The following is a 21,093-nucleotide window of genomic DNA, read 5'->3' as shown; positions in this document are numbered from 1 at the left end:
CGCTCCTATATGGTGATTTCAATCTCGCCTAGCCGTTTTGTCAGAAGCCTGTTTTCGCGGTAATCCACCGGCATCACCACCAAAGACGGTCCCTCATGCGCCAAGGCTTTATCCAGCGCCGGGCGCAGATCGCGCGCATTTTTCACATATTGCCCTTGCCAGCCAAAAGCATTGGCCAGGGTCATCCAATCCGGATTGTTGAAGGAAAGGTCCGTATGCGTGCCAAATTCGTTTTCCTGTTTCCATGAAATCAGCCCATAACCGCCATCTTCCCACACCAACATGGTCAAATCGCAATCCAGCCGCCGCGCGGTTTCCATTTCCTGTACATTCATCATGAAATCACCGTCCCCTGCGATGCCGAGCACCTTGCGGTCTATTTGTATCAGGGAGGCGGCAATGGCACCGGGCAAAGGCAGGCCCATAGAACAAAAGCCATTGGGAATGATGCAGCTATTGGGTTCATTGCACTGGTAGTAACGACCGATCCACATTTTGTGCGCCCCCACACCCGATAGCAAAAGATCATTGGGGCCCAGGGCTTCCCGCACATCCCACAGAGCTTTTTGCGGGCGAATAAGGCCTTCGGTATCATCATCTTTATGAACGGCGAAATCGTCGAGCATTTTGGCCCGCATATGGCGCTGCAAGCTGAAATCATGATCGCCGGGACCATCGCGGGCAACCCGTTCATTAAGCATCCACAAGGCATGGGCCAGATCGCCCACACATTCCACACGCGGATGATAATGGATGTCGATCTCGGCAGGCAGGAAATCCAGATGGACAATACATTTGTCCCCATCGGGATTCCACAAGCGCGGCGGATATTCCACCAGATCATAACCCAGCGTAATCACCAGATCCGCTTCTTCAATGGCAAAGGAAGGATAATCCTTTTGCTGCAAGCCAATGGTGAACAGGCAGTGTTCTGCATCCCGGTCCACCGCGCCCTTGGCCATAAACGTAGAGAGCACGCCAATGCCGGTGGCGTCGCAAAACTGGCGCAGCTGCTTGGAGGCACGTTTGCGAATGGTGCCATTCCCCGCAATGATGATGGGGTGCTTGGCGGCGCGGATCAGCCTCCACGCATTGTCCATGATTTTGTCATCGGGGGCCGGACGGCGGAACCGGCGCGGCTCCATGGGTTTGCATCCCTCGCCCGCCTCACGCTTGGCCATATCTTCGGCCAGTTCAATAAGCACCGCACCGGGCTTTTCGCCGCGCGCCATGCGCACCGCCTTACGCACCATTTCGGGGATATTATCGGGATGCTGTACCGACACGGCCCATTTGGTCACCGCTTCATACATATCCACCACATCCATCACCTGATGGCTTTCCTTATGCTGGCGGGTGGTGGCGGCCTGCCCTGTCAGCACCAGCATAGGCGCACGGTCCATATTGCCATCTGCAACGCCCGTGATCAGATTGGTGGCGCCCGGACCCAATGTCCCCAAGCATCCTGCGGGATTGCCTGTCAGCCGCCCATAAACCTCTGCCATGAATGCCGCGCCCTGTTCATGGCGGGTGAGCACAAAGCGGATCGAACTATCGCGCAGGCTCATCATAAAATCGGCATTTTCCTCGCCGGGGACACCGAAAATCAGTTCGATCCCTTCCCGCTCCAGACATTTCACAAGAAGATCGGATGCTTTCATCAGCCAAGCCTTTTTCCAAAATTCACGCCAGAGCGAGGACGCGCGTATCATCCGGCATAAAAATACGATTTTCAACCGTTGATAAAATTTGGAAAAAGCCCATCAGGCAGCCCCAACGCGCCCCCCATGCCCATGCCCATGCACATGCACATGCACATCCGCAAGCAGCAAAAAAGAAAAGCAAACAAAGAATGAACCGCAGAAGCTAGCGCAGCTTCAACGCAGGCTTACTTCAAACCAACATGAATAACGTGAAATGGCTGGCCCGGATTAAACAGTGATTGTTGGTAGCGGAGGAGGGACTTGAACCCCCGACACCCGGATTATGATTCCGGTGCTCTAACCAGCTGAGCTACTCCGCCCCGATCTGCATCGGCTTGCACATAATGGCACAGCCAACGCGCCCCCTTGAGGGCGATACCGAACAGGCGCGCTCATATAGTGAAGTCCTGAGGCCTGCGTCAAGACCTTAACTGAGGGAAATTTACACCCGAACAAGAAAACCGTTGCAGGCCTTTACACCTGCAACGGCATCGCATTTCATCGCTTAACGATAATGGTTGCACGGTACGGTGCGATAAAACCACGCGCCGCGACGGGCATCATAGAACCGTTGCTTGTGGCCATGATTATGCGCCACATGCCGCCCGTGATGGGGAGCCGAGGCATAATACCCACGGGCAGACGAGCGCCGTTGGTCATAGTTTGCCCCATGCGGATCTTTATACCCCCGCCCCGCATTCACAGGGTAATGACGCCGGTTCTTGCTATATTTTTTGGCCTTTTTATGGGCCTTTTTCTTGGCCTTATAAGCCCGCTTTTCCGCCTTGTGCTGCGCCTTGCTATAAGCATAGGCGGAAGAGCGCTCTTTATAAGCCGTGCGGTGATAACCGGCCTGTGCGCCCTTTATGCTTACCCGTTCGCTATGGCTATGGCTTGGCCCTGCATATGCTGTGCCTGCTTGCAGCCCTACCAAAGCCGGGAAGGCGAAAAGCCCGGCCACAAGGGCGCTTTTTTTGAAAACACCCCGGATACCTGCTGAGTGTGTCATTGCCCGTCTCCTTTTGTGCTCGGCGATTTCCATGAGACACACCATGACGGACCGGCGCTGAACCGGTTCTGAAGCTGCGCGTTATCTGCTGTTCATCTTCAACGGCCCTTGCTCTTGAACGCATGCGCTTTTATAAGCCACCGGCGAGGATCAGGACGCAACATGACACATGAACCAAAGCCTGAGCGTGAGCCATATCTTCGGGCGATGATCGATCCGCCCGGCGGCGACCCGTTCCCCCACCGCCATCTTCTTGGAATTGAAGGGCTGGCCCCGGAACAGATTCAATATCTTCTGGATATTGCCCAAGAATATGCCGACGCCCAAAGAAAGCGCCAGCATCAGCATGCGCCTTTACGCGGATTAACGCAGATCAATCTGTTTTTCGAATCGTCTACCCGCACTTTGATGTCTTTTGAAATCGCCGGAAAGCGATTGGGGATGGACACCGTGTCTTTTTCAGTGGGCGCGTCTTCCATCAAAAAAGGGGAAACCCTGCTGGATACGGCCCAAACGCTGAACGCCATGCGGCCCGATGTTCTGGTGGTCCGACATGCCCAGTCCGGAGCGGTGTCGCTATTGTCGCAAAAGGTCAATTGTGCGGTCATCAATGCCGGAGACGGCCGTCACGAACATCCCACACAAGCGCTTTTGGATGCGCTCACCATTCGTCGCCGCAAAGGCCGCATACACGGGCTGACCATTGCCATTTGTGGCGATATCACCCATTCCCGCGTGGCCCGTTCCAATATCCATCTGCTTAATGCCATGGGGGCGCGGGTGCGTGTGGTGGCCCCGCCAACACTGATCCCGCAAGCCTGCGAACGCTTGGGTGTTGAAGTGCATAATCAAATGAGCGAAGGCCTGCGCGATTGCGATGTGGTGATGATGCTGCGCTTGCAAAAAGAGCGTATGCAAGGAGCCTTCGTTCCCAGCGAGCGAGAGTTTTTCCATTTCTACGGCCTGACAAAAAGCAAGCTGAAAGCCGCCAGGCCCGATGTTTTGGTGATGCATCCCGGCCCCATGAACCGGGGCGTGGAAATCGCCACATCGGTCGCTGACGATCTCCAACATTCCGCCATCGAGGAACAGGTGGAAATGGGCGTGGCGGTGCGCATGGGGTGCATGGATGTGCTCACCCGCCATCTGCGCGGTGGTTGCGATGAAGGGGACGCCCGATGAGCCGCACCGCCTATGTGAATGCCCGCCTGATGGACCCGTCCTGTGGCCGCGACGAAACCGGATCGCTGTTGGTGGTGGATGGGTGCATCGACGCCATTGGTGCCGATCTTCCTATCCCGCCCGAAACGGAAATCATCGATTGCAAAGGCCAAATTCTGGCACCGGGCCTTGTGGATATGCACAGCTTCCAGCCGGATTTTAACGCCGCCGCGGCCGGAGGCATCACCCGCCTTGTCTTGATACCCGACCAATCGGTCCCGCTTGATGATGCCGCAAAAATCGCCCAAGTGGCGCACAGCGGCAACAATGGCGTCATGGTGCATCCGCTGGGCGCGGCAACGAAAGGTTTGCAAGGACGCTCCATGGCGGAACTGGGCCTGATGAGCGAGGCCGGCGCTATCGGCTTTGGCGACGGGCGACAGGCCATTGCCGATTCGCAAATGATGCGCCGCCTTTTGGAATATGCCCGCCTGTTCAATCGCCCCATCATACAGCATGCACAAGATCCGTCTTTGGCGAAAAACGGTGTGATGACCGAAGGCGAAACCGCCACCCGTTTGGGACTTGCGGGCATTCCTGCCGCCGCCGAAGTGATGATGATCGAACGCGATGCACGCCTTGTGGAGCTGACTGGCGGGCGACTGCACCATGCGCAGATTTCCACCGCTGCTAGTCTGGATGCGATCCGGCGAAATAAAGCGCGGGAATTGCCCATGAGTTGCGGAGTATCGCCACAGCATTTCATTCTCAATGAAACCGCCGTTGCCGATTACCGCACCTTTGCCAAGCTGTCGCCGCCCCTACGCTCGGAAGCCGACCGCGCGGCCATCGTTGAAGCAATCCGCGAAGGGTTGATCGATGTGATCTGCTCGGCCCATGATCCGCAGGATCAGGAAAACAAGCGCCTGCCCTTTACCGAAGCAGCGCATGGGGCGGTGGGATACCAAACCCTGCTGGCCTTGAGCCTGTCGCTTTATCATGGCTATGATGTGGATCTGATGCATATTCTGGCCATGTTGAGCACCAATCCCGCCCGCATTTTAGGGCTGGATGCAGGAACATTGGCCCCCGGTGCCCGTGCCGATTTCATCCTGTTCGATCTCAACCGCCCTTGGCGCATCAATCCCGAAGACTTCCTGTCGGAAACCCAAAATACCCCGTTTGAGGGCCAACCGGTTCAAGGCAAGCTTTCACGCACGGTGATCGCCGGCGAAACCGTTTTTATGGGAGGCAAGCCATGAACGACCCGACAGTCCACAGCCTATTGGCCCTTGTTCTGGGCTATTTGCTGGGGTCTATCCCTTTTGGTCTGGTGCTTTCCAAAGCGGCCGGATTGGGCGATGTGCGCAAAATCGGATCGGGCAATATCGGCGCCACCAATGTTTTGCGCACCGGAAACAAGCCCATTGCATTGGCCACATTGCTTCTGGATGGCGGCAAAGGAGCTCTGGCTTATCTGATCGCTTTGAAATTGGCCCCCGATGTTGCCCCGCTGGCGGGGGCGGCGGCCTTTCTTGGCCATCTTTATCCCGTTTATCTGGGCTTCAAGGGCGGCAAGGGCGTGGCCACATTCGGCGGCCTTTTATGCGCTTTGGCATGGCCTGTGGGGCTGCTTTGGGGGGGCACATGGCTTCTTGTGCTGGCCTTGTTCCGCATGTCGTCCCTTGCGGGGCTTATGTCTGCTGCGTTGTCTCCCTTTTATGCATGGATATTTGCCGATAGCCCCACGGTTATCCTGACCGGCGCCTTGGCCATTGCGATCTTCATAAAGCATGAGGCCAATATCCGCCGTATCCTTGCAGGAACAGAGCCCCGGATCGGTAAAAAAGGCAAATCCGACACATCCGAATCCTGATGGAAATCTCTTCTTACCCGGAGATTTTCCCGAAAATATTCAACTTTTAATTGACCATCGCCGCTGCCATGAAGACCATGCTGGCATGAACACACAGCCTCCCCTGCCCTTTGGCCCCGGATCAACCGTGCCCGCTTTGAATAGTGCGGAAAAAATCGCCCGTATGCGCCTGATTCGCACCGAAAGTATCGGGCCAACCACATTTCGCGCCCTGATTTCGCAATTCAAAACGGCGGTGAAGGCCATCGAGGCCATCCCCGATCTGGCCCGAAGAGGTGGCCGGAAAAAGCCGCTCAGCATCCCGTCCAAATCTGTGATTGAAAAAGAACTGGCGCGGATCGATGCCTTTGGTGCTACGGCCCTCATTTTAGGGGATTGCGATTATCCCGAACGCCTTGCCGCCACCGAAGATGCCCCACCGGTCTTGATCGCCAAAGGCGCACGCCATCTGGCAGACCAGCCCACCATCGGCATAGTGGGGGCGCGCAATGCCAGCAGCATTGGCCGCCAACAAGCCTATAAAATTGCCAAAGATCTGGCCGAAGCCGGTGTAGCGGTGGTGTCGGGTTTGGCGCGGGGCGTGGATACCGCCGCTCATCAAGGCGCCCTCATGGGCGGCACCATTGCCGTGGTGGCAGGGGGGCTGGATATCTATTATCCGCGCGAAAATGAGGAGCTACAAAAATCTATTTCGGAACAAGGGCTTCTGGTCAGCGACGAGCCTTTGGGCGTGCAACCACAAGCCCGTCACTTCCCCAAGCGCAACCGGATCATTTCCGGCCTGTCCCTTGGAATATTGGTGGTGGAAGCCGCACAAAGATCAGGCTCCTTGATCACCGCACGTTTGGCGGGCGAACAGGGCCGCGAGGTGTTTGCCATCCCCGGCTCGCCACTGGACCCACGGGCAAAAGGGGCCAATGCCTTAATTAAATCCGGTGCCACTTTGGTGGAAAGTTCAGCCGATATTCTGGATGCCTTGGCCGGCCTGCAAACCCCTCTGGCCGAGCCGGAAGGGCCCGCATATGGCCGACAAAGCCTGCCCGTCACCGAAGACATTTCCGCACAGGACCGACAAACATTGCGCGATCTTTTATCCCCGACACCAACCCGCATAGATGATCTGGCCCGCGATGCAGGGCTTGACATTGGCATCGTTTTAACCGCGCTTTTAGAGCTTGAACTGGCAGGCACCGTGGAACGCCTGCCCGGTTCAAAAGTCGCTCTTTGCGGCGCGAGCTTCTAACACTGCTTATTGACAGCAGCCCAACACGCCTTTAGCTCCTGCCCCCATAAGAGTAAGGCCGAAACCGACGGAAAGCACAATATGGATGTCGTTATCGTCGAGTCGCCCGCCAAGGCAAAAACGATCAACAAATATCTTGGCAGCACTTTCAAAGTTCTCGCGTCCTATGGGCATGTACGCGACCTTCCGTCAAAGGACGGGTCGGTGCTCCCTGACGAGGATTTCGCCATGCAATGGGAAGTGGAGCGCGCTTCGCAAAAGCGCCTCACCGAAATTGCCGCTGCCGTAAAAGGGGCTGACCATCTGTATCTGGCCACTGACCCCGACCGCGAGGGTGAGGCCATTTCCTGGCATGTTCTGGATGTTTTAAAGAAAAAACGCGTTCTAAAGGGCGTGACAGTAAAGCGCGTGGTGTTCAACGAAATCACCAAACGCGCGGTTCAGGCGGGGATCAATACGCCCCGCGATATCGATCAGGAACTGGTGGATGCCTATCTGGCGCGCCGGGCGCTGGATTATCTGGTGGGCTTTACCTTGTCTCCGGTCTTGTGGCGCAAACTGCCCGGTGCACGCTCCGCAGGGCGGGTGCAATCGGTGGCATTGCGGCTGATCTGCGAGCGGGAACTGCAGATCGAACAATTTGTCCCCCGCGAATATTGGACCGTCGAAACCGCCGTAAAAACGCTGGCGGGCAATGGCTTTACGGCCCGGCTGGTCACATTGGAAGGGGAAAAGCTCGATCGCTACAGCCTTGGCGATGAACAAAGCGCCATGCGTGCTGTTGAGGCCATCAAAAACCGCGACTTCTCTGTGTCATCGGTGGAGAAAAAACCCGGCAAGCGCCATCCGCAGCCGCCTTTCACCACCTCCACATTGCAACAGGAAGCCGCGCGCAAACTGGGATTTGGTGCCTCGCGCACCATGCGGTTGGCACAAACGCTTTATGAAGGCAAAACCGTGGGCGGTGAAACCACCGGCTTGATCACCTATATGCGAACCGACGGGGTTTCCATCGCCGCCGAAGCCATTGCCAGCGCCCGTCAAACCATTGCCGCCCGCTATGGCGAGGCCTATCTGCCCAATGCGCCCCGGGCCTATAAATCCAAAGCGAAAAACGCTCAGGAAGCCCATGAGGCCATCCGCCCCACCGACCCCGGCTTGTTGCCGCAAAAGCTGCGGGCGGCCCTGAATGATGATGAATATAAACTCTATGAACTGATCTGGAAGCGCACACTGGCCAGCCAGATGCAAAGCGCCGATGTGGAACGCACCAGCATAGATCTGACATCGCGCTCCGGCGATGTGGGCTTGCGCGCCACCGGCACCGTGATCACCTTCGATGGCTTTTTGACGCTATATCAAGAAGGCCGCGACGATGAAGAAGATGAGGCCGAAGCCCGCCTGCCCCGCGTAGAGGAAGGCGAAGATGTGACCACGGAAAAGGTCAATCCGGCCCAGCATTTCACCGAACCGCCGCCCCGCTTTACTGAAGCCAGCCTTGTGAAAAAGCTGGAAGAACTGGGGATCGGGCGCCCGTCCACCTATGCCTCGATTCTGGAAGTGCTGGCGGCCCGCAATTATGTGCGTCTGGAGAAAAAGCGCTTCATTCCCGATGATAAAGGGCGGCTGGTCACGGCCTTCCTTGAAAGCTTTTTCGCACGCTATGTGGAATATGATTTCACCGCCAAGCTGGAAGACCAGCTGGATGATATTTCCGCGGGGGAAGCCGATTGGAAAGCGGTTCTGCGTGCGTTCTGGAGTGAATTCAAACCGCGCACCGAAGATGTTCTGGCCATTCGCAACACGGATATTCTGGAAAAGCTGAACGATTTTCTTGGCCCTTATATCTTCAAATCCACGGATGGCGAAACCGACCCGCGCAAATGTCCGTCTTGTGAAGATGGCCGCCTGTCTTTGAAAACAGGGAAGTTCGGAGCTTTCATCGGCTGCTCCAATTATCCGGACTGCCGCTATACCCGACAATTCTCGGAAAGCGGCGCGGATGCCGGTGCCACAGCGGCGGCAGACGGACCAAAAATATTGGGAACCGACCCTGAAAGCGGCGAAGAGATCACCTTGCGTTCAGGCCGTTTCGGAGCCTATTTGCAGCGCGGGGAAGCGGTGGAAAAAGGCGAAAAGCCGCCCCGCGCTTCGATCCCGCGCGATATGTCCGCCGATGATATAGACCTCCCCACCGCTTTAAAGCTGCTGTCCCTTCCCCGCGAAGTGGGCAAACATCCCGAAAGCGGCCAGCCGATCATCGCCAATATCGGGCGTTATGGTCCTTATGTTCAGCATGAAAAAAGCTATGGAAAGCTCAGTTCCACCGAAGAGGTGTTTACTGTCGGCATGAACAGGGCCATCGCTGCCTTGGCGGAAAATGCCAAAGGCCGGACCGCTGCCAAAAGCGAGCTCAAAGCCCTTGGCGATCACCCCGAGACGGGCAAGCCAATCCGTGTTATGGACGGTCGTTATGGCCCTTATGTGAACCATCAAAAGACCAATGCAACCCTGCCCAAAGACACGGACCCGCAAGCGCTGACATTGGATGAAGCGCTGGCACTATTGGCAGCAAAGGAAGCCAAGGGGGGCAAGCCCGCCGCGAAAAAAACGGCAGCAAAGAAGAAACCGGCGGCAAAGAAGAAGCCGGCGGCTAAAAAAACAACAACGAAGAAAGCAACTGCCGCCAAGAAACCCGCTGCAAAAGCCGCAGGCTCTGCAAAGAAAGCCCCCGCGAAAAGCAGCAAAACGCAAAAAAAGGCCGTCCCTGAAAAAACCTGAAAAATGGGCAGCCTTGTTTAGAAAGAAACGACGTGAGCAAGGCCCCGACTGACCGAAAATCGACCCTTCCATCAAAGGCAGACATTCTGCAATTTTTGGAAAGCAGCGACGAAAAGATCACCAAGCGGGAAATCGCCCGCGCCTTTTCGGTGAAGGGGTCTGATCGCATTGAATTGAAGCACCGCCTGCGCGAAATGGTGGAAGACGGTGTGATCGAGCGCGATTCTTCAAAAACCTTGCGTCCTGCGGGGCGGCTGCCCAGCGTGACCGTGGTGGACATCACTGGCCCCGATGCCTTTGGCGATGTGCTGGCCCGGCCAGCCAATTGGCACAGCGATGCACCTGCCCCAAAAATCTATCTCTCCGACGGCAAGATGCGCGGCAAAACCAAGGCCTTGGGCCGTGGAGATCGCGCTTTGGTGCGGCTCACACTTTTGGAAGACCAGCAAAGCTATAGCGCCAGCATCATCAAGGTTCTGGAAGGCTCGACCAAGCAAATGCTGGGTGTTTTCCACGGCAGTGATCTGGGCGGGCGCGTGGTGCCCATTGATAAAAAGGCCCGGGATGAATTGCTGATTGATCAAGGCGATGTGGCCGGCGCGCTGGATGGTGAACTGGTGACCGCGGATTTGTTGCCCCGCCGCCACAACCAGCAAAGGGGCCTGAAGCCCGCCCGCATCGTGGAACGGCATGGTGATGTATCGCAAACAAAGCAAATCTCGCTGATTGCTATCCATCAATATGATCTGCCGACGGAATTTTCCGAAGAAGCCCTGGCCGAAGCCCGAGCGGCCCGCCCTGCCCCTTTTGATGGCCGCGAAGATCTGCGGGCTATTTCGCTGATCACCATCGACCCTGCGGATGCCCGCGACCATGATGACGCGGTATTTGCCGAACCTGATACGGACCCGGCCAATCCGGGCGGCTGGCATGTGATCGTCGCCATTGCCGATGTGGCCTATTATGTGCGCCCCAATAGCGCTTTGGATCGGGATGCCCGCCTGCGCGGCAATTCCGCCTATTTCCCTGACCGGGTTGTGCCCATGCTGCCCGAAGAACTGTCAACGGATCTATGTTCCTTGAGGCCCGGTGAGGACCGCCCCTGCATGGCGGTGCATATGTGGTTTGATGCCCATGGACAAAAGCAGCGCCACCGCTTTGTGCGCGGCGTGATGCGCTCTGCCGCCAATATTTCCTATGAAGAAGTGCAAGGCGCAATGGACGGCAATCCATCCTCCAAAGCGGCCCCTTTGCTGGACCCTGTCCTGAAGCCGCTTTATGCCGCCCATGATGCCATCACCGAAGCCCGGACTGAGCGTTCCCCCCTGGAAATCCAATCGGACGAAAAGAAGATCCTGTTGGACAAAGATGGGGAAATTGCCGAGATCGTGCCCCGCGTGCCGCTGCGTGCCCATCGGGTGATCGAAGATCTGATGGTCTGGGCCAATGTATGTGCCGCCGAAACGCTGGAGCAAAAGCGTATGGCCTGCATGTACCGCGTGCATGAAGAACCGGCCATGGACAAGGTGGAAGCCCTGCGCGATTTCCTTGGCACATTGGATTATAAGCTGGCCCGTTCCCAAATCCTAAGCCCGCGCATGTTCAATAAGGTATTGGAAAAATTCCGCGATACCCCCCATGCCATATTGATCAATCAAGTGGTGCTGCGCTCCCAAACCCAAGCCTATTATAGCCCTGAAAACAAAGGCCATTTCGGCCTTGCCCTTACGCGCTATGCACATTTCACCTCACCGATCCGGCGCTATGCCGATCTATTGGTGCATCGCGGGCTTATTCGCGCACTTGGCTTTGGCGATGATGGCCTGCTCGATAGCGAAATCGATGCGATGGGAGACTTGGGAGAAGCCATTTCCCAAACCGAACGCCGCGCCATGGCAGCGGAACGCGATAGTGTGGACCGCTATCTGGCCGCCTTCCTTGCAGGGCGTATCGGGCACAGTTTCAAAGGCCGTATTTCCGGCGTCACCCGCTTTGGCCTGTTTGTCACCCTGATGCCTTCGGGCGGCGACGGGCTGGTTCCTGTCTCCACCATGGGATCGGATTTCTACCAATATGAAGAACACCAACATGCCTTGGTGGGGCAACGCCATGGCCAGGTTTACCGGCTCGGCGATGTGGTGGATGTGCGGCTTTCTGAAGCGCAACCCATCTCTGGTGGGTTGAAACTGGAACTGGTGAACGAACCGAACCGAAACGGCAAACCATCATCCGGCCGCCCCTATAAAAAGCACAGCGCAGGACCACATAAATCCGGCACAACACCAAAGGCCGGCCGCGACAAGGCTAAAAGAAAACCGGGAGGGAAAGGAAAAGCCAAGCCCGGACGGCACCGTAAATCGGCCCGGTGAAAAGGCGGGCCTTTTTATACTGTTTCAAAATGGGAAAGCCCTGTCTGAATCTTTGACAGTTTTTCAGATCTTATTGCAACGCAACAAAATAAAACCCAATAAAATCAAAAGGAAACAGCATTTGGCATAAAAAATGCTGACATAGATTCAAATTGCTATAATTTATATGAGCACTATGACCATAGGATATCCCATGAGACCCATTCTTTTTTTAATCAGCCTTGTCACGCTTTTCACAGCTTCTCTGGAAGCGAAAGCAACGCCAATTCACTATGATGAGGCCATCGACGGGCTTTTGCGCTTCAATGCCCCCCTGACCATGGGTGTGGGAACCAATGTGGTTGAGGGACGCGGCTGTTGGGTGGGGGGCGCCTTTAACTCTTGCCTGAAGGTAAATGATTTTTCCTTTGAAATCGCCGAAGACACACAGCTTGTGGGCTATCGCTTCATTCTGGAAGATTTGTCCCTTGTCGGCCCCACAATTTATTGGCAAAGCACCTCCTTTCTACGGAATATTGTCACGGGCGACACTCTCGGTGGTCCTCGCGAAAATTGGCTTGGGGGCACGGCCACACATGCTTTCTCCGATATTGTACTTGGCTCCGGCACCTATCGGTCACTCTGGAATATGAGTCGCACAGGCTTTGGTGGCGCGTGGGACTTCCGGATTGAACTTGATGTGGTGTCCACCAATCTGGTCGCCGTTGCGGAACCCCATACCCTTGCTCTGTTCCTGATCTGCCTTATGGGTCTCACCGGCCTTGTGGTGATGAACAAGCGAGAGCGTGTGAAAGTCTGAACCAAGACCAGGCGACAAACAACTCCCATAGAAAAAGCCTGCGGCGATCACTCGCCGCAGGCTTTTTATGTGATGGCTTTAAAGGTTATTCCGCAGCGGAAGCCGTCTCTGCCACCGGCGGTAAATTCAACGCTTCCACCACCCGACGCAGTTCATTCCGGGCCGCCACCTGGCTCATGGTCAGCGATTGGCTCACGCCTAGCCCCGCGGTTTTTTTCAGATCCACCAGCGTCAGGCCCTTTAAAAACAACTCGCGATAGATCACCCGCTCATTCAGGCCGGGGATAAAGCGAAAACCAACCCGCTTTGCCAAGGCCGCCAACACCTTTTCTACACGCGCCTTATTGCGGGCGTTCAAGGAAGAAACACGGTTGCGCATCACGATCCAGTCGATTTGCGAGCGGTCCGCAATGGCCCGGTGCTTGCGGGCCTCCCACACCATTTCCGCATAATGGCTGGGGCCTTCGATCTCATAACTGGTGCTGTTCACGCGGGCCAAAAGGTCCAGATCGACAAAGCTATCGTTCAAAGGCGTCACGATGGTATCGGCCTGCGCATGGGCCAAGCGGGCCAGATTGGTATCGCTGCCCGGAGAATCAATCACCACCACATCGCACAAAGATCGCAATTCCGAAAGTGCCGCCATCAGGCGCTCTTTTTCTTCCGCTTTGGCCGCATCAACCGAATTCAATTCCGACCGGGCGATAGTATGCACCACAGGCACCTCGAGAGAAACCGAATTGTCCGCAATGAAGCGGCTGCGATTCTCCAGATAACGCGACAGGCTGCGCTGACGGGAATCCAGATCAATCGCCGCCACACGCCGCCCCTGAGCCGCCAAGGCCATCAGCAAATGCATCGCCGTTGTGGATTTCCCCGAACCGCCCTTTTCATTCCCAAGCACAAGGATATGGGCCCCGCGCTTCAAGGTCCGCCCCTGTCCGTTCGTCATATTTTGCACGCAAATTTCTCCAAATTGCCGCGTTTCGGCCTCTTTGTTACCAGATCTTGCAAGGCTGTCCATCCTGCTTTCAATATCTGCCGGGCCATCTTGTGAAACATTGACAGCCCCCGATCATTCCCGTCATGTGACACGCGATAGAAACGGTCAATGAGCCTTATATATGCGCAAACTCTTTCTTTTCTTAACGCCAGCCCTGCTTTTTGTTGCCATTCTTGCGATGGCCGTTTTTCAGGGGAATATGGCACGGGAACGGGCGTTTTCAGCCGATCGGGTGGTCTATGCACGCCATCTTGCACCGCCGGATGCTCTTGACCAGCTTTATCAAAAACTTGGATATCGCTTGCCTGATATCCGGAAAGGCGCCCACGCCGTTCCCCGCATATTTTTCGCGTCTTTGCCCGATGGATTGCAAGATATCCCCCGCGCCACCGACCGCAAACGGGCTTTCATTGCCACAATGCTGCCACTGATCTTGCGGGTGAATGAACTGGTATTGGAAGACAGAAAACGGCTTTTGACCCTTATGGAACAAAGGGCAAAAGAAGCGCGCCTGAGCACCCTTAACAAACGCTGGCTGCATCGGCTTGCCCGCACCTACGGCTTGGGGTCCGACTTTAAAATCAGGGATGACAGCCTGAAGCGTCTGGCAAAACGGGTGGATATTGTCCCGCCGTCTTTGGCCTTGGCACAGGCAGCCATTGAAAGCGGCTGGGGCACATCGCGCTTTGCCCAAACCGGCAATGCCCTTTATGGCCAATGGACATGGAATGACGAAGACAACGGCATCGTTCCCACCCGCCGGGGAAGCGGCAAAACCCACCGGATCAAAGCCTTTGACTTCCTGATCGATTCGGTGCGTGGCTATATACGCAATATCAACCGCAACCGTGCCTATACGCATCTCCGGACCATCCGCCAAACGTTGCGGGCCAATGACCAGCCGGTGACAGGACGCCCCCTTACCCCCGGATTGATCCAGTATTCCGAGCGACGGGAAGCCTATGTGCAGGATCTACAATCCATCATTTCCGGCAATCGTTTAGAAGATTTCGATGCCGCCCGTCTGGCTGCCCGGTCCACCATATGGGGGAAAACGCCCAAGCCCCCCAAGCCCCCAAAGCCCTTTGCACAAAAAAAGCTCTAAGCCATGATCGCACCACAAAGAGATCGCTTCGACCTGCCCAGAGAGCTGTGCTATCTCAATGCCGCCTATATGACACCGGCACCGAAAGCCTTTGCCGCCACCAATGATCGCACCGTCGCTCTTCGGCAACGGCCATGGCAGGTCACACCGCAAGATTTCTTCACCCAAAGCGAAGAGGTGCGTGCACTGGCCGCACGGATAATGGCCTGCGACAGCGATGCGGTCGCCCTTGTCCCCTCTGCAAGCTATGCCGTGGCAACGGCGGCGCGCAATTTAACGCCGGAAAAAGGCTCGGTCATCCTGACATTGGCCGAGGAATTTCCCTCCAATTATTATGGTTGGACGCGGCTTGCTGCCGAACATGGGGCAACCGTTCTTGCCGTTCCCGGCCCTGCGGAACAGGATTGGACAGCCGCACTTTTAGACCAGATCGACCAATTGGGGTCGCAGATATCCTTAGTGGCGATTCCCCATGTGCATTGGTCAACCGGCGCAATGCTGGATCTTGTGGCCATTCGCAAAGCAACCCGTGCGGTGGGCGCGGCTTTGTTTCTCGATCTGACCCAGTCCTTGGGCGCACTTCCGGTGTCCTTGGCGGAAATCGATCCGGATTTTGCCGTGGCGGCGGGCTATAAATGGCTCTTTGGCCCTTATGCACTGGGCTATATGTATGTAAGCCCGCGCTGGCGGGACGGGCGTCCTTTGGAAGAAAACTGGATCTTGCGCGCCGGATCGGAAGATTTCAGCCGCCTTGTGGATTATCAGGATGCTTACCAACCCGGGTCGCGGCGCTTTGATATGGGCGAACGGTCAAATTTCCAGTTGATGCCCTTGGCACGCGATGCCTTGCAGATGATTCTGGATTGGAAGATCGCGGCCATCGCCGAAAGTCTGTCCGCATTGAACCACCGCTTGGTCGATCACCTTCTTGATGCGGGATATGCCGTTACTCCCGAAAGCTGGCGTAGCCCCCATATGATCGCGGCCCGCCATCCCCATAAAGCCGCAGCAGACGTGGCCGCAGACTGGAAAAGCCGGAATGTCTATGTCAGCGTTCGCGGCGATTGGCTGCGAATCGCTCCGCATCTCTGGATTGACGAACAAGATGAACAGTGCTTTTCCGAAACAATTAAACAAAAATAAATTGTATTTTGTTTAATTGTAATAACAACTTGAAGACAATTATTCCGTGTAAACGTATGATCCGGCCCTTTTTCGCCTCAATTTAACATTATAAGTTATGGAATCTTCGTGAAGAGTTGTTTATCATAAGCTTCGCAATCAACTTTGCTTGTGCTTGACATGAGCGCGCGACAAGCGCTTCGCGGTTTATGCTTATAAAATGAGGCGTATGTTTTGACATTAAAAAAACGTTTTTCACTCGTCCTGCTCGCCATCACAACAGCTTATATTGCTCCGGCGAGCGCCGTGAATAAGGCTCCCGAAAAAACAACGCTGACCTATGCTATTGATCGCAAAGGGTCTGAAATCGGGACCCACAGCGTTTCTTATGACTTCACCAATGATAACGGCGTTTCCGTCGATATCGAAGCCCGCATACGTGTGAAAATGGCCTTTATCACGGTCTTTAAAATGGACCATAAGGCACAGGAAATCTGGCGGAATGGGCAGCTTGTCGAAATGACCAGCAAAACCCGCCGCAACAATGACCGCGAAGAAGTCGCGCTTGAGGCGACAGACGATCATTATATGCTCACCACCGATGAGGCCACCCAAACCGCGCCTTTGGATCTGGTCCCCAGCAGCTTCACAAAAACAGATTTCTGGATCGACGAGGGGCAAAAGGATTTCATGCTGCTCGACACCCTAACCGGCCTGATGCGCCCGTCCCGTCTGGAATGCCATGATCGGGTGAAGGTGGAATTGAATGGCCAGATTCAGGATGCGCGTTATTACCGCATCGTCAATCTGGAAAAAGACGCCTTGAGCCATGAATTCTGGATAGATGATGATGGCTATCTGATCAAGGCCCACCTTCTAACCAAGGATGGCGAGTCTCTCTTTTATCGCTTCAAAGATGGCGTGGACAGCAAAGCCGCCTGATCCCGAAGCACAGTCTTTTTCATGAACCACCCACATTCAGGGGGAGCTTTGATGACAAATCGGCCTGCCCCTTTCGACCGGACGGCCCCGAAGGTCATGTGCCTTAGCTGTCCGGCCCGCCAGAGCTTTCTCTGTTCCGGCCTAGACGATCACCAGCTTCAACATCTGGCCGCACGGGCCTCCCGCTTTGAATTGATGCGGGGGAAAAACCTGATCCTTGAAGGCGACCCGACCGACAATGTGTATAATATCATCAGCGGCGACGTTGCTGTATCCCGCGTGTCCTCCGATGGACGACGGCAAATTCTGGGCTTTTTGTCCAAGGGCGATTTTGTCGGTTTAACCTTGTCGGAAAACTACAGCTTCTCTGCCGAGGCGCTCTCGGATGCAAAGCTCTGCCGCTTTGATCGCCGGTCTTTGGATGAACTGGTGGAACGCTTCCCTGAAATGGACCGGCAATTACGCCGTATGGGCGCCGCCGCCATGGATGCGATGCTGGATCTGGTATTTGCCCTTGGCCGCAAAACCGCACAGGAACGGGTGGCTTCTTTCCTGATCGGCTTGTCCCACAAGCAGGGGGGCTGCGATGATCCCGCCTTACATGTGCATCTTGCCATGACCCGCAGCGACATTGCCGATTATCTTGGCCTGACCATTGAAACCGTGAGCCGTATTCTTTCTCGCTTGAAATCCAGCCAGATCATTCGGATCAAAGCGGTCAACCAGATCGAAATCCTCGATCTGGATCAACTGCAATCGCTGGCAGACGCCGACCTTTCATAAAGAAATAGCCTGCCCCGAATAGGGACAGGCGTGCCAAAACGGGGGCCTCCCTTGTCAGGTTTTGGCACATAGGCCGCCCCGCCCTGCCCACTCAAATCCATAAGCCATTGAATCCACAGCATCGCCTGCTTTGGCACGGGCTGTGCTTCTAAGGGGGTGTGTCGTCCTTAAGCGAGCCTGAGACTTAAGGTGCGACTCGCGAGATGTTTTGCCTGAAACATCTCGCACCCTTGAAGCGGCGTTTGTCATATGACAGCGCCGCTTTCTTTATGGGGTGGCTCTGTTGAGGTTCTTGGTCATCGGCACGGGATCAATTCAAAAGATCAGACAAGCGCTTTGGCTTCCAGGATTGCAAAAGCAGCTTCACTTCCTGCCAATCCTTCCAGTCTGCGCCCCATTTGGCATGGGCCAAGGCAGCTTCGGCGTCCTCTTTCAAGCGCGGATCGGTCAAGCGGTCACTGGCCAATTGCAGATAAAGCGCTGCCTGCACCATATCACGGGTCAGCCCCAATCCTTCCAGATACATGCGGCCCAGCTCGAACTGCGCCAATCCGTCGCCGGTTTCCGCTCCGATTCGATACCAGTTTGCCGCCTTTTCCAAATTCACCGGCACGCCCAAACCGTCCCGATATGCATCGGCGATCAGCAGATAAACCGGCGCACCCTGAGACGCGGCCTGCTCCAATAAGGCAATGGCTTGGGCCCATTGTGCGTCTTCATCGCTTTCCAATAAGGCTGTGCCCAAGGCCAAGGCAGCCCCCGGCTCCCCCAGATCATAGGCGCGGCGCAGGTCAGGCAGATCAGCGTTTTCCTGCGCAAGGGACACCAGGCTGGCGCCCATTGTCCCAAAGCAGATTACAGATAAACGCAACAGTTTCCGCCGAAAGAACATCGCATCCCTTCCATAAAAGGATCACCCTTTACAGTAGCCGTATCCAGAGATGTTTCAATATCCTATCCCGATTGACGCGATCACAATCGCACTCAACGGGGGCCAACCGGAGCCAGCTTCACAAGAGCCCGCAAATCCAGCAAGGCGACTTTCAGGTCATGCCACCCGTCATCGCTGATGGCGGATTCCGGGCCTGAAAACTGGATGGAATAGACGCATTGGTTCCCACCGACAAAGGCCAGCGTTTCGCGGCGTGTCCGATCCGCATCGGATTGGATATAGGTGCTGGCAGACAGCCCGAAAGGAGCCTCGGAAAAGGCTTCAACATCACAGGCTACCCCTTCTTGGGCGCACGCTTCTTGCGTTTCATCGACGGCCTGCACCCAATAGCCATGGTTTTGTTGCGGCTCTGACGGGCTGCGGCTTAACCGTTCTCCTCCAACCAACAGCACGCCAGTGCTATCGGCATGGAAATAAGCCATTTTGAAACCCGGCATCATTTCTGAAAATTCTGCAGCCAATTCGGGGTCTGTGTAGAAAAGCCCGGCAAGATCATGCCACTGCTCATGCCCCGCAAGCGCTTTGGAAATTTCTGAAAAAGCGCAGTGTTCAACGGGAATATCCACGGGGCGATCCGCCTGCTCCGGCGCGGAAAACAATGCAATAGATGCTGCAGCAAAAAGAGAAATCATATGTCACCTGTTTCGATCGACCCTCAAAGCAGACTTTAATAAATTTTTAACGAAATGAGAATGATTAAAATTCAAGGCGGTCCCTTAAAGCCTTTTCTGAAACAAATATTCCGTTGTGTTGGAAGGATCGTGCAAGTCTCGCATTTCGCCGGGCATGACAAACCCGTGCTTGTGATAAAAGGCATGGGCCTCAACGAAACGGGTATCAGACCACAGATCAATGCGCGTGGCGTGCACTGATTGCGCAGCGTGCAGCACCCGATTCAATAACGCAGTGGCCAGCCCAGACCGGCGGCTAGACGCATCCACATAAAGCCGCTTCAATTCAACCACATCCTGTCCGCATGGCACATAGCCGATACAGCCAAGCACTGTTCCAGCCCGCTCCGCCACCCAAAAGCGCCCATTTTGACGGGCGAAAGTGTCACAGATCCGGGGTAGGTCCGCATCCAGACCGGGAAGATCGAGAACGCAACCGGGATAAGCGGCAAAGCATCTGCCAATCAGGCCAATCACCTGATCCGTATCTTCGGGTGCACCATCCCGGATGATAATATTCGCCGGACCTTCAGTCATAAAAGAGGTGTGCGCATCATCCATGGGGCGTATGTCCGATCCATTTTTGCTATCTTTGTCTGGGCCGAAGCGCAAAAAATCTATCGCTGTCAAACAATAACAACAGCATGGATTATGCGCAAATCAGGCCATCCCGCCAATAAAGGGAGACGCCATAAAAAACGCCGCAAGGTTTCCCCTGCGGCGCTTTGAACGGCAATCCGAATCGCGCATTAACGCGAATAGAATTCCACCACCAGATTCGGTTCCATCTGAACCGGATAAGGCACTTCATCCAAGGTCGGAACCCGCATGAAGGTGGCTTTCGTCCCTTCAACCGTGATGTATTCCGGTACATCACGCTCGGGGCTTTGGCCTGCTTCCAGAACCATCGGCATCTGGCGCGATTTTTCACGCACTTCGATCACATCGCCTTCTTTCACCATATAGCTGGGAACATTGGCGCGCTTGCCGTTCACCAGAACATGGCCGTGGCTGACGAACTGACGGGCGGCAAAAACGGTCGGAACAAATTTGGCGCGGTACACAACCGCATCCAAACGACGCTCCAGAATGCCGATCAGATGCTCGCCGGTATCGCCTTTTTTACCAGCGGCTTCTTTATAATAGCGATTGAACTGCTTTTCGGTGATCGAGCCGTAATAGCCTTTCAGCTTTTGCTTGGCACGCAGCTGAATACCGAAATCGGACAATTTGCCCTTCCGGCGCTGACCATGTTCACCGGGGCCATATTGGCGGGTGTTCACGGGGCTTTTCGCACGACCCCAGATATTTTCGCCCATACGGCGATCGATTTTATGCTTGGCAGAGATACGCTTGCTCATGTCGAACCGCGTCCTTTCATTGCGCCATGGGCCGGACGCCAATCGCCCCCTGCCGCTCATCCATCGAAAGATCCGTTCAGCGGATCAACCGATATCCAGAACGAACAGGTGCCCACGCGGGCGACGGACATAATCTGCCGCCCGTTCGAAGTGCGCGGACTATAGCCATGCGCGACAAAAGGTCAAGCCCTGAAGCCGCCCTATGAACCGCTC

General features: G+C 55.5%; 18 protein-coding genes and 1 tRNA gene. 11 read left to right on the top strand and 8 right to left on the bottom strand.

Annotation, left to right across the window (positions count from 1 at the left end; translation table 11 throughout):
- Positions 1-5: 5 nt before the first annotated feature.
- From IEX96_RS11000 to IEX96_RS10990, 3 genes are all read right to left on the bottom strand, one after another.
- Positions 6-1,661: an acetolactate synthase large subunit gene (locus IEX96_RS11000; protein WP_188873929.1), complete on the bottom strand. Its 1,656-nt coding sequence runs from the start codon at positions 1,659-1,661 to the stop codon at positions 6-8.
- Positions 1,662-1,946: 285 nt separating this feature from the next.
- Positions 1,947-2,023: transfer RNA gene (locus IEX96_RS10995), tRNA-Met, on the bottom strand.
- Positions 2,024-2,208: 185 nt separating this feature from the next.
- Positions 2,209-2,712, bottom strand: a complete 504-nt coding sequence (locus IEX96_RS10990) for a hypothetical protein (protein ID WP_188873928.1) — start codon at positions 2,710-2,712, stop codon at positions 2,209-2,211.
- 162 nt (positions 2,713-2,874) lie between these two features.
- Between IEX96_RS10990 and IEX96_RS10985 the strand changes: the two genes are divergently transcribed.
- From IEX96_RS10985 to IEX96_RS10955, 7 genes are all read left to right on the top strand, one after another.
- Positions 2,875-3,894: an aspartate carbamoyltransferase catalytic subunit gene (locus tag IEX96_RS10985; RefSeq protein ID WP_229773690.1), complete on the top strand. Its 1,020-nt coding sequence runs from the start codon at positions 2,875-2,877 to the stop codon at positions 3,892-3,894.
- Positions 3,891-5,135: a dihydroorotase gene (pyrC, locus tag IEX96_RS10980; RefSeq protein ID WP_188873927.1), complete on the top strand. Its 1,245-nt coding sequence runs from the start codon at positions 3,891-3,893 to the stop codon at positions 5,133-5,135. The genes IEX96_RS10985 and pyrC overlap by 4 nt, the downstream gene beginning before the upstream one ends.
- The gene (gene plsY / locus IEX96_RS10975) at positions 5,132-5,749 is read left to right on the top strand and encodes a glycerol-3-phosphate 1-O-acyltransferase PlsY (protein WP_150005573.1); all 618 of its coding nucleotides are present in this window, start codon (positions 5,132-5,134) and stop codon (positions 5,747-5,749) included. Before pyrC ends, plsY begins: the two co-directional genes overlap by 4 nt.
- A gap of 85 nt (positions 5,750-5,834) precedes the next feature.
- Entirely contained in the window at positions 5,835-6,992 is a 1,158-nt protein-coding gene (dprA, locus tag IEX96_RS10970; protein WP_188873926.1) for a DNA-processing protein DprA, read from the top strand.
- Positions 6,993-7,073: 81 nt separating this feature from the next.
- Positions 7,074-9,773, top strand: a complete 2,700-nt coding sequence (gene topA, locus IEX96_RS10965) for a type I DNA topoisomerase (protein WP_150005572.1) — start codon at positions 7,074-7,076, stop codon at positions 9,771-9,773.
- Between the two features lie 32 nt (positions 9,774-9,805).
- A complete protein-coding gene (gene rnr, locus IEX96_RS10960) occupies positions 9,806-12,142 on the top strand; it encodes a ribonuclease R (RefSeq protein ID WP_229773689.1) in 2,337 nt (778 codons plus the stop codon).
- Positions 12,143-12,335: 193 nt separating this feature from the next.
- Positions 12,336-12,941 (top strand): hypothetical protein, encoded by a 606-nt coding sequence (locus IEX96_RS10955; RefSeq protein WP_150005570.1) that lies wholly within the window; start codon positions 12,336-12,338, stop codon positions 12,939-12,941.
- An 85-nt stretch (positions 12,942-13,026) separates the two neighbouring features.
- Here IEX96_RS10955 and IEX96_RS10950 read toward each other — a convergent pair whose 3' ends face one another.
- Entirely contained in the window at positions 13,027-13,893 is an 867-nt protein-coding gene (locus IEX96_RS10950) for a division plane positioning ATPase MipZ (protein ID WP_229773706.1), read from the bottom strand.
- Between the two features lie 172 nt (positions 13,894-14,065).
- On the opposite strand from IEX96_RS10950, the gene IEX96_RS10945 reads away from it, so the two are divergent.
- The 4 genes from IEX96_RS10945 to IEX96_RS10930 all read left to right on the top strand — a co-directional run bounded on the left by IEX96_RS10945 (position 14,066) and on the right by IEX96_RS10930 (position 17,896).
- The gene (locus tag IEX96_RS10945) at positions 14,066-15,049 is read left to right on the top strand and encodes a glucosaminidase domain-containing protein (RefSeq protein ID WP_188873925.1); all 984 of its coding nucleotides are present in this window, start codon (positions 14,066-14,068) and stop codon (positions 15,047-15,049) included.
- Positions 15,050-15,052: 3 nt separating this feature from the next.
- Positions 15,053-16,192, top strand: a complete 1,140-nt coding sequence (locus tag IEX96_RS10940) for an aminotransferase class V-fold PLP-dependent enzyme (RefSeq protein WP_229773688.1) — start codon at positions 15,053-15,055, stop codon at positions 16,190-16,192.
- A 285-nt stretch (positions 16,193-16,477) separates the two neighbouring features.
- Positions 16,478-17,113 carry a DUF6134 family protein gene (locus IEX96_RS10935; RefSeq protein WP_150005567.1) on the top strand — a complete coding sequence of 212 codons (636 nt, stop codon included), beginning with the start codon at positions 16,478-16,480 and terminating at the stop codon, positions 17,111-17,113.
- A 51-nt stretch (positions 17,114-17,164) separates the two neighbouring features.
- Complete coding sequence (locus IEX96_RS10930; protein ID WP_188873924.1) at positions 17,165-17,896, top strand: Crp/Fnr family transcriptional regulator; 732 nt, start codon at positions 17,165-17,167, stop codon at positions 17,894-17,896.
- Between the two features lie 310 nt (positions 17,897-18,206).
- On the opposite strand, the gene IEX96_RS10925 is transcribed toward IEX96_RS10930, so the two are convergent.
- The 4 genes from IEX96_RS10925 to rpsD form a co-directional block, all read right to left on the bottom strand.
- Positions 18,207-18,722, bottom strand: a complete 516-nt coding sequence (locus tag IEX96_RS10925; protein WP_188873923.1) for a tetratricopeptide repeat protein — start codon at positions 18,720-18,722, stop codon at positions 18,207-18,209.
- A gap of 158 nt (positions 18,723-18,880) precedes the next feature.
- Positions 18,881-19,480: a hypothetical protein gene (locus IEX96_RS10920; protein WP_150005564.1), complete on the bottom strand. Its 600-nt coding sequence runs from the start codon at positions 19,478-19,480 to the stop codon at positions 18,881-18,883.
- Positions 19,481-19,564: 84 nt separating this feature from the next.
- Positions 19,565-20,056 carry a GNAT family N-acetyltransferase gene (locus IEX96_RS10915; RefSeq protein WP_188873922.1) on the bottom strand — a complete coding sequence of 164 codons (492 nt, stop codon included), beginning with the start codon at positions 20,054-20,056 and terminating at the stop codon, positions 19,565-19,567.
- A gap of 212 nt (positions 20,057-20,268) precedes the next feature.
- Positions 20,269-20,880, bottom strand: coding sequence for a 30S ribosomal protein S4 (gene rpsD / locus IEX96_RS10910; protein WP_150000649.1), 612 nt, complete (start codon positions 20,878-20,880; stop codon positions 20,269-20,271).
- Positions 20,881-21,093: the final 213 nt, after the last annotated feature.

The organism is Iodidimonas muriae (assembly GCF_014647255.1).
GTDB lineage: Bacteria > Pseudomonadota > Alphaproteobacteria > Sphingomonadales > Rhodothalassiaceae > Iodidimonas > Iodidimonas muriae.
This window is presented reverse-complemented; position numbering and strand designations above follow the sequence as displayed.

Bases quoted from the DNA above. Each gene is read 5' to 3' on its own strand.
- IEX96_RS11000 (WP_188873929.1), bottom strand. From the start codon at position 1,661: ATGAAAGCATCCGATCTTCTTGTGAAATGTCTGGAGCGGGAAGGGATC.
- IEX96_RS10990 (WP_188873928.1), bottom strand. From the start codon at position 2,712: ATGACACACTCAGCAGGTATCCGGGGTGTTTTCAAAAAAAGCGCCCTT.
- IEX96_RS10985 (WP_229773690.1), top strand. From the start codon at position 2,875: ATGACACATGAACCAAAGCCTGAGCGTGAGCCATATCTTCGGGCGATG.
- pyrC (WP_188873927.1), top strand. From the start codon at position 3,891: ATGAGCCGCACCGCCTATGTGAATGCCCGCCTGATGGACCCGTCCTGT.
- plsY (WP_150005573.1), top strand. From the start codon at position 5,132: ATGAACGACCCGACAGTCCACAGCCTATTGGCCCTTGTTCTGGGCTAT.
- dprA (WP_188873926.1), top strand. From the start codon at position 5,835: ATGAACACACAGCCTCCCCTGCCCTTTGGCCCCGGATCAACCGTGCCC.
- topA (WP_150005572.1), top strand. From the start codon at position 7,074: ATGGATGTCGTTATCGTCGAGTCGCCCGCCAAGGCAAAAACGATCAAC.
- IEX96_RS10955 (WP_150005570.1), top strand. From the start codon at position 12,336: ATGAGACCCATTCTTTTTTTAATCAGCCTTGTCACGCTTTTCACAGCT.
- IEX96_RS10950 (WP_229773706.1), bottom strand. From the start codon at position 13,893: ATGACGAACGGACAGGGGCGGACCTTGAAGCGCGGGGCCCATATCCTT.
- IEX96_RS10945 (WP_188873925.1), top strand. From the start codon at position 14,066: ATGCGCAAACTCTTTCTTTTCTTAACGCCAGCCCTGCTTTTTGTTGCC.
- IEX96_RS10940 (WP_229773688.1), top strand. From the start codon at position 15,053: ATGATCGCACCACAAAGAGATCGCTTCGACCTGCCCAGAGAGCTGTGC.
- IEX96_RS10930 (WP_188873924.1), top strand. From the start codon at position 17,165: ATGACAAATCGGCCTGCCCCTTTCGACCGGACGGCCCCGAAGGTCATG.
- IEX96_RS10920 (WP_150005564.1), bottom strand. From the start codon at position 19,480: ATGATTTCTCTTTTTGCTGCAGCATCTATTGCATTGTTTTCCGCGCCG.
- IEX96_RS10915 (WP_188873922.1), bottom strand. From the start codon at position 20,056: ATGACTGAAGGTCCGGCGAATATTATCATCCGGGATGGTGCACCCGAA.
- rpsD (WP_150000649.1), bottom strand. From the start codon at position 20,880: ATGAGCAAGCGTATCTCTGCCAAGCATAAAATCGATCGCCGTATGGGC.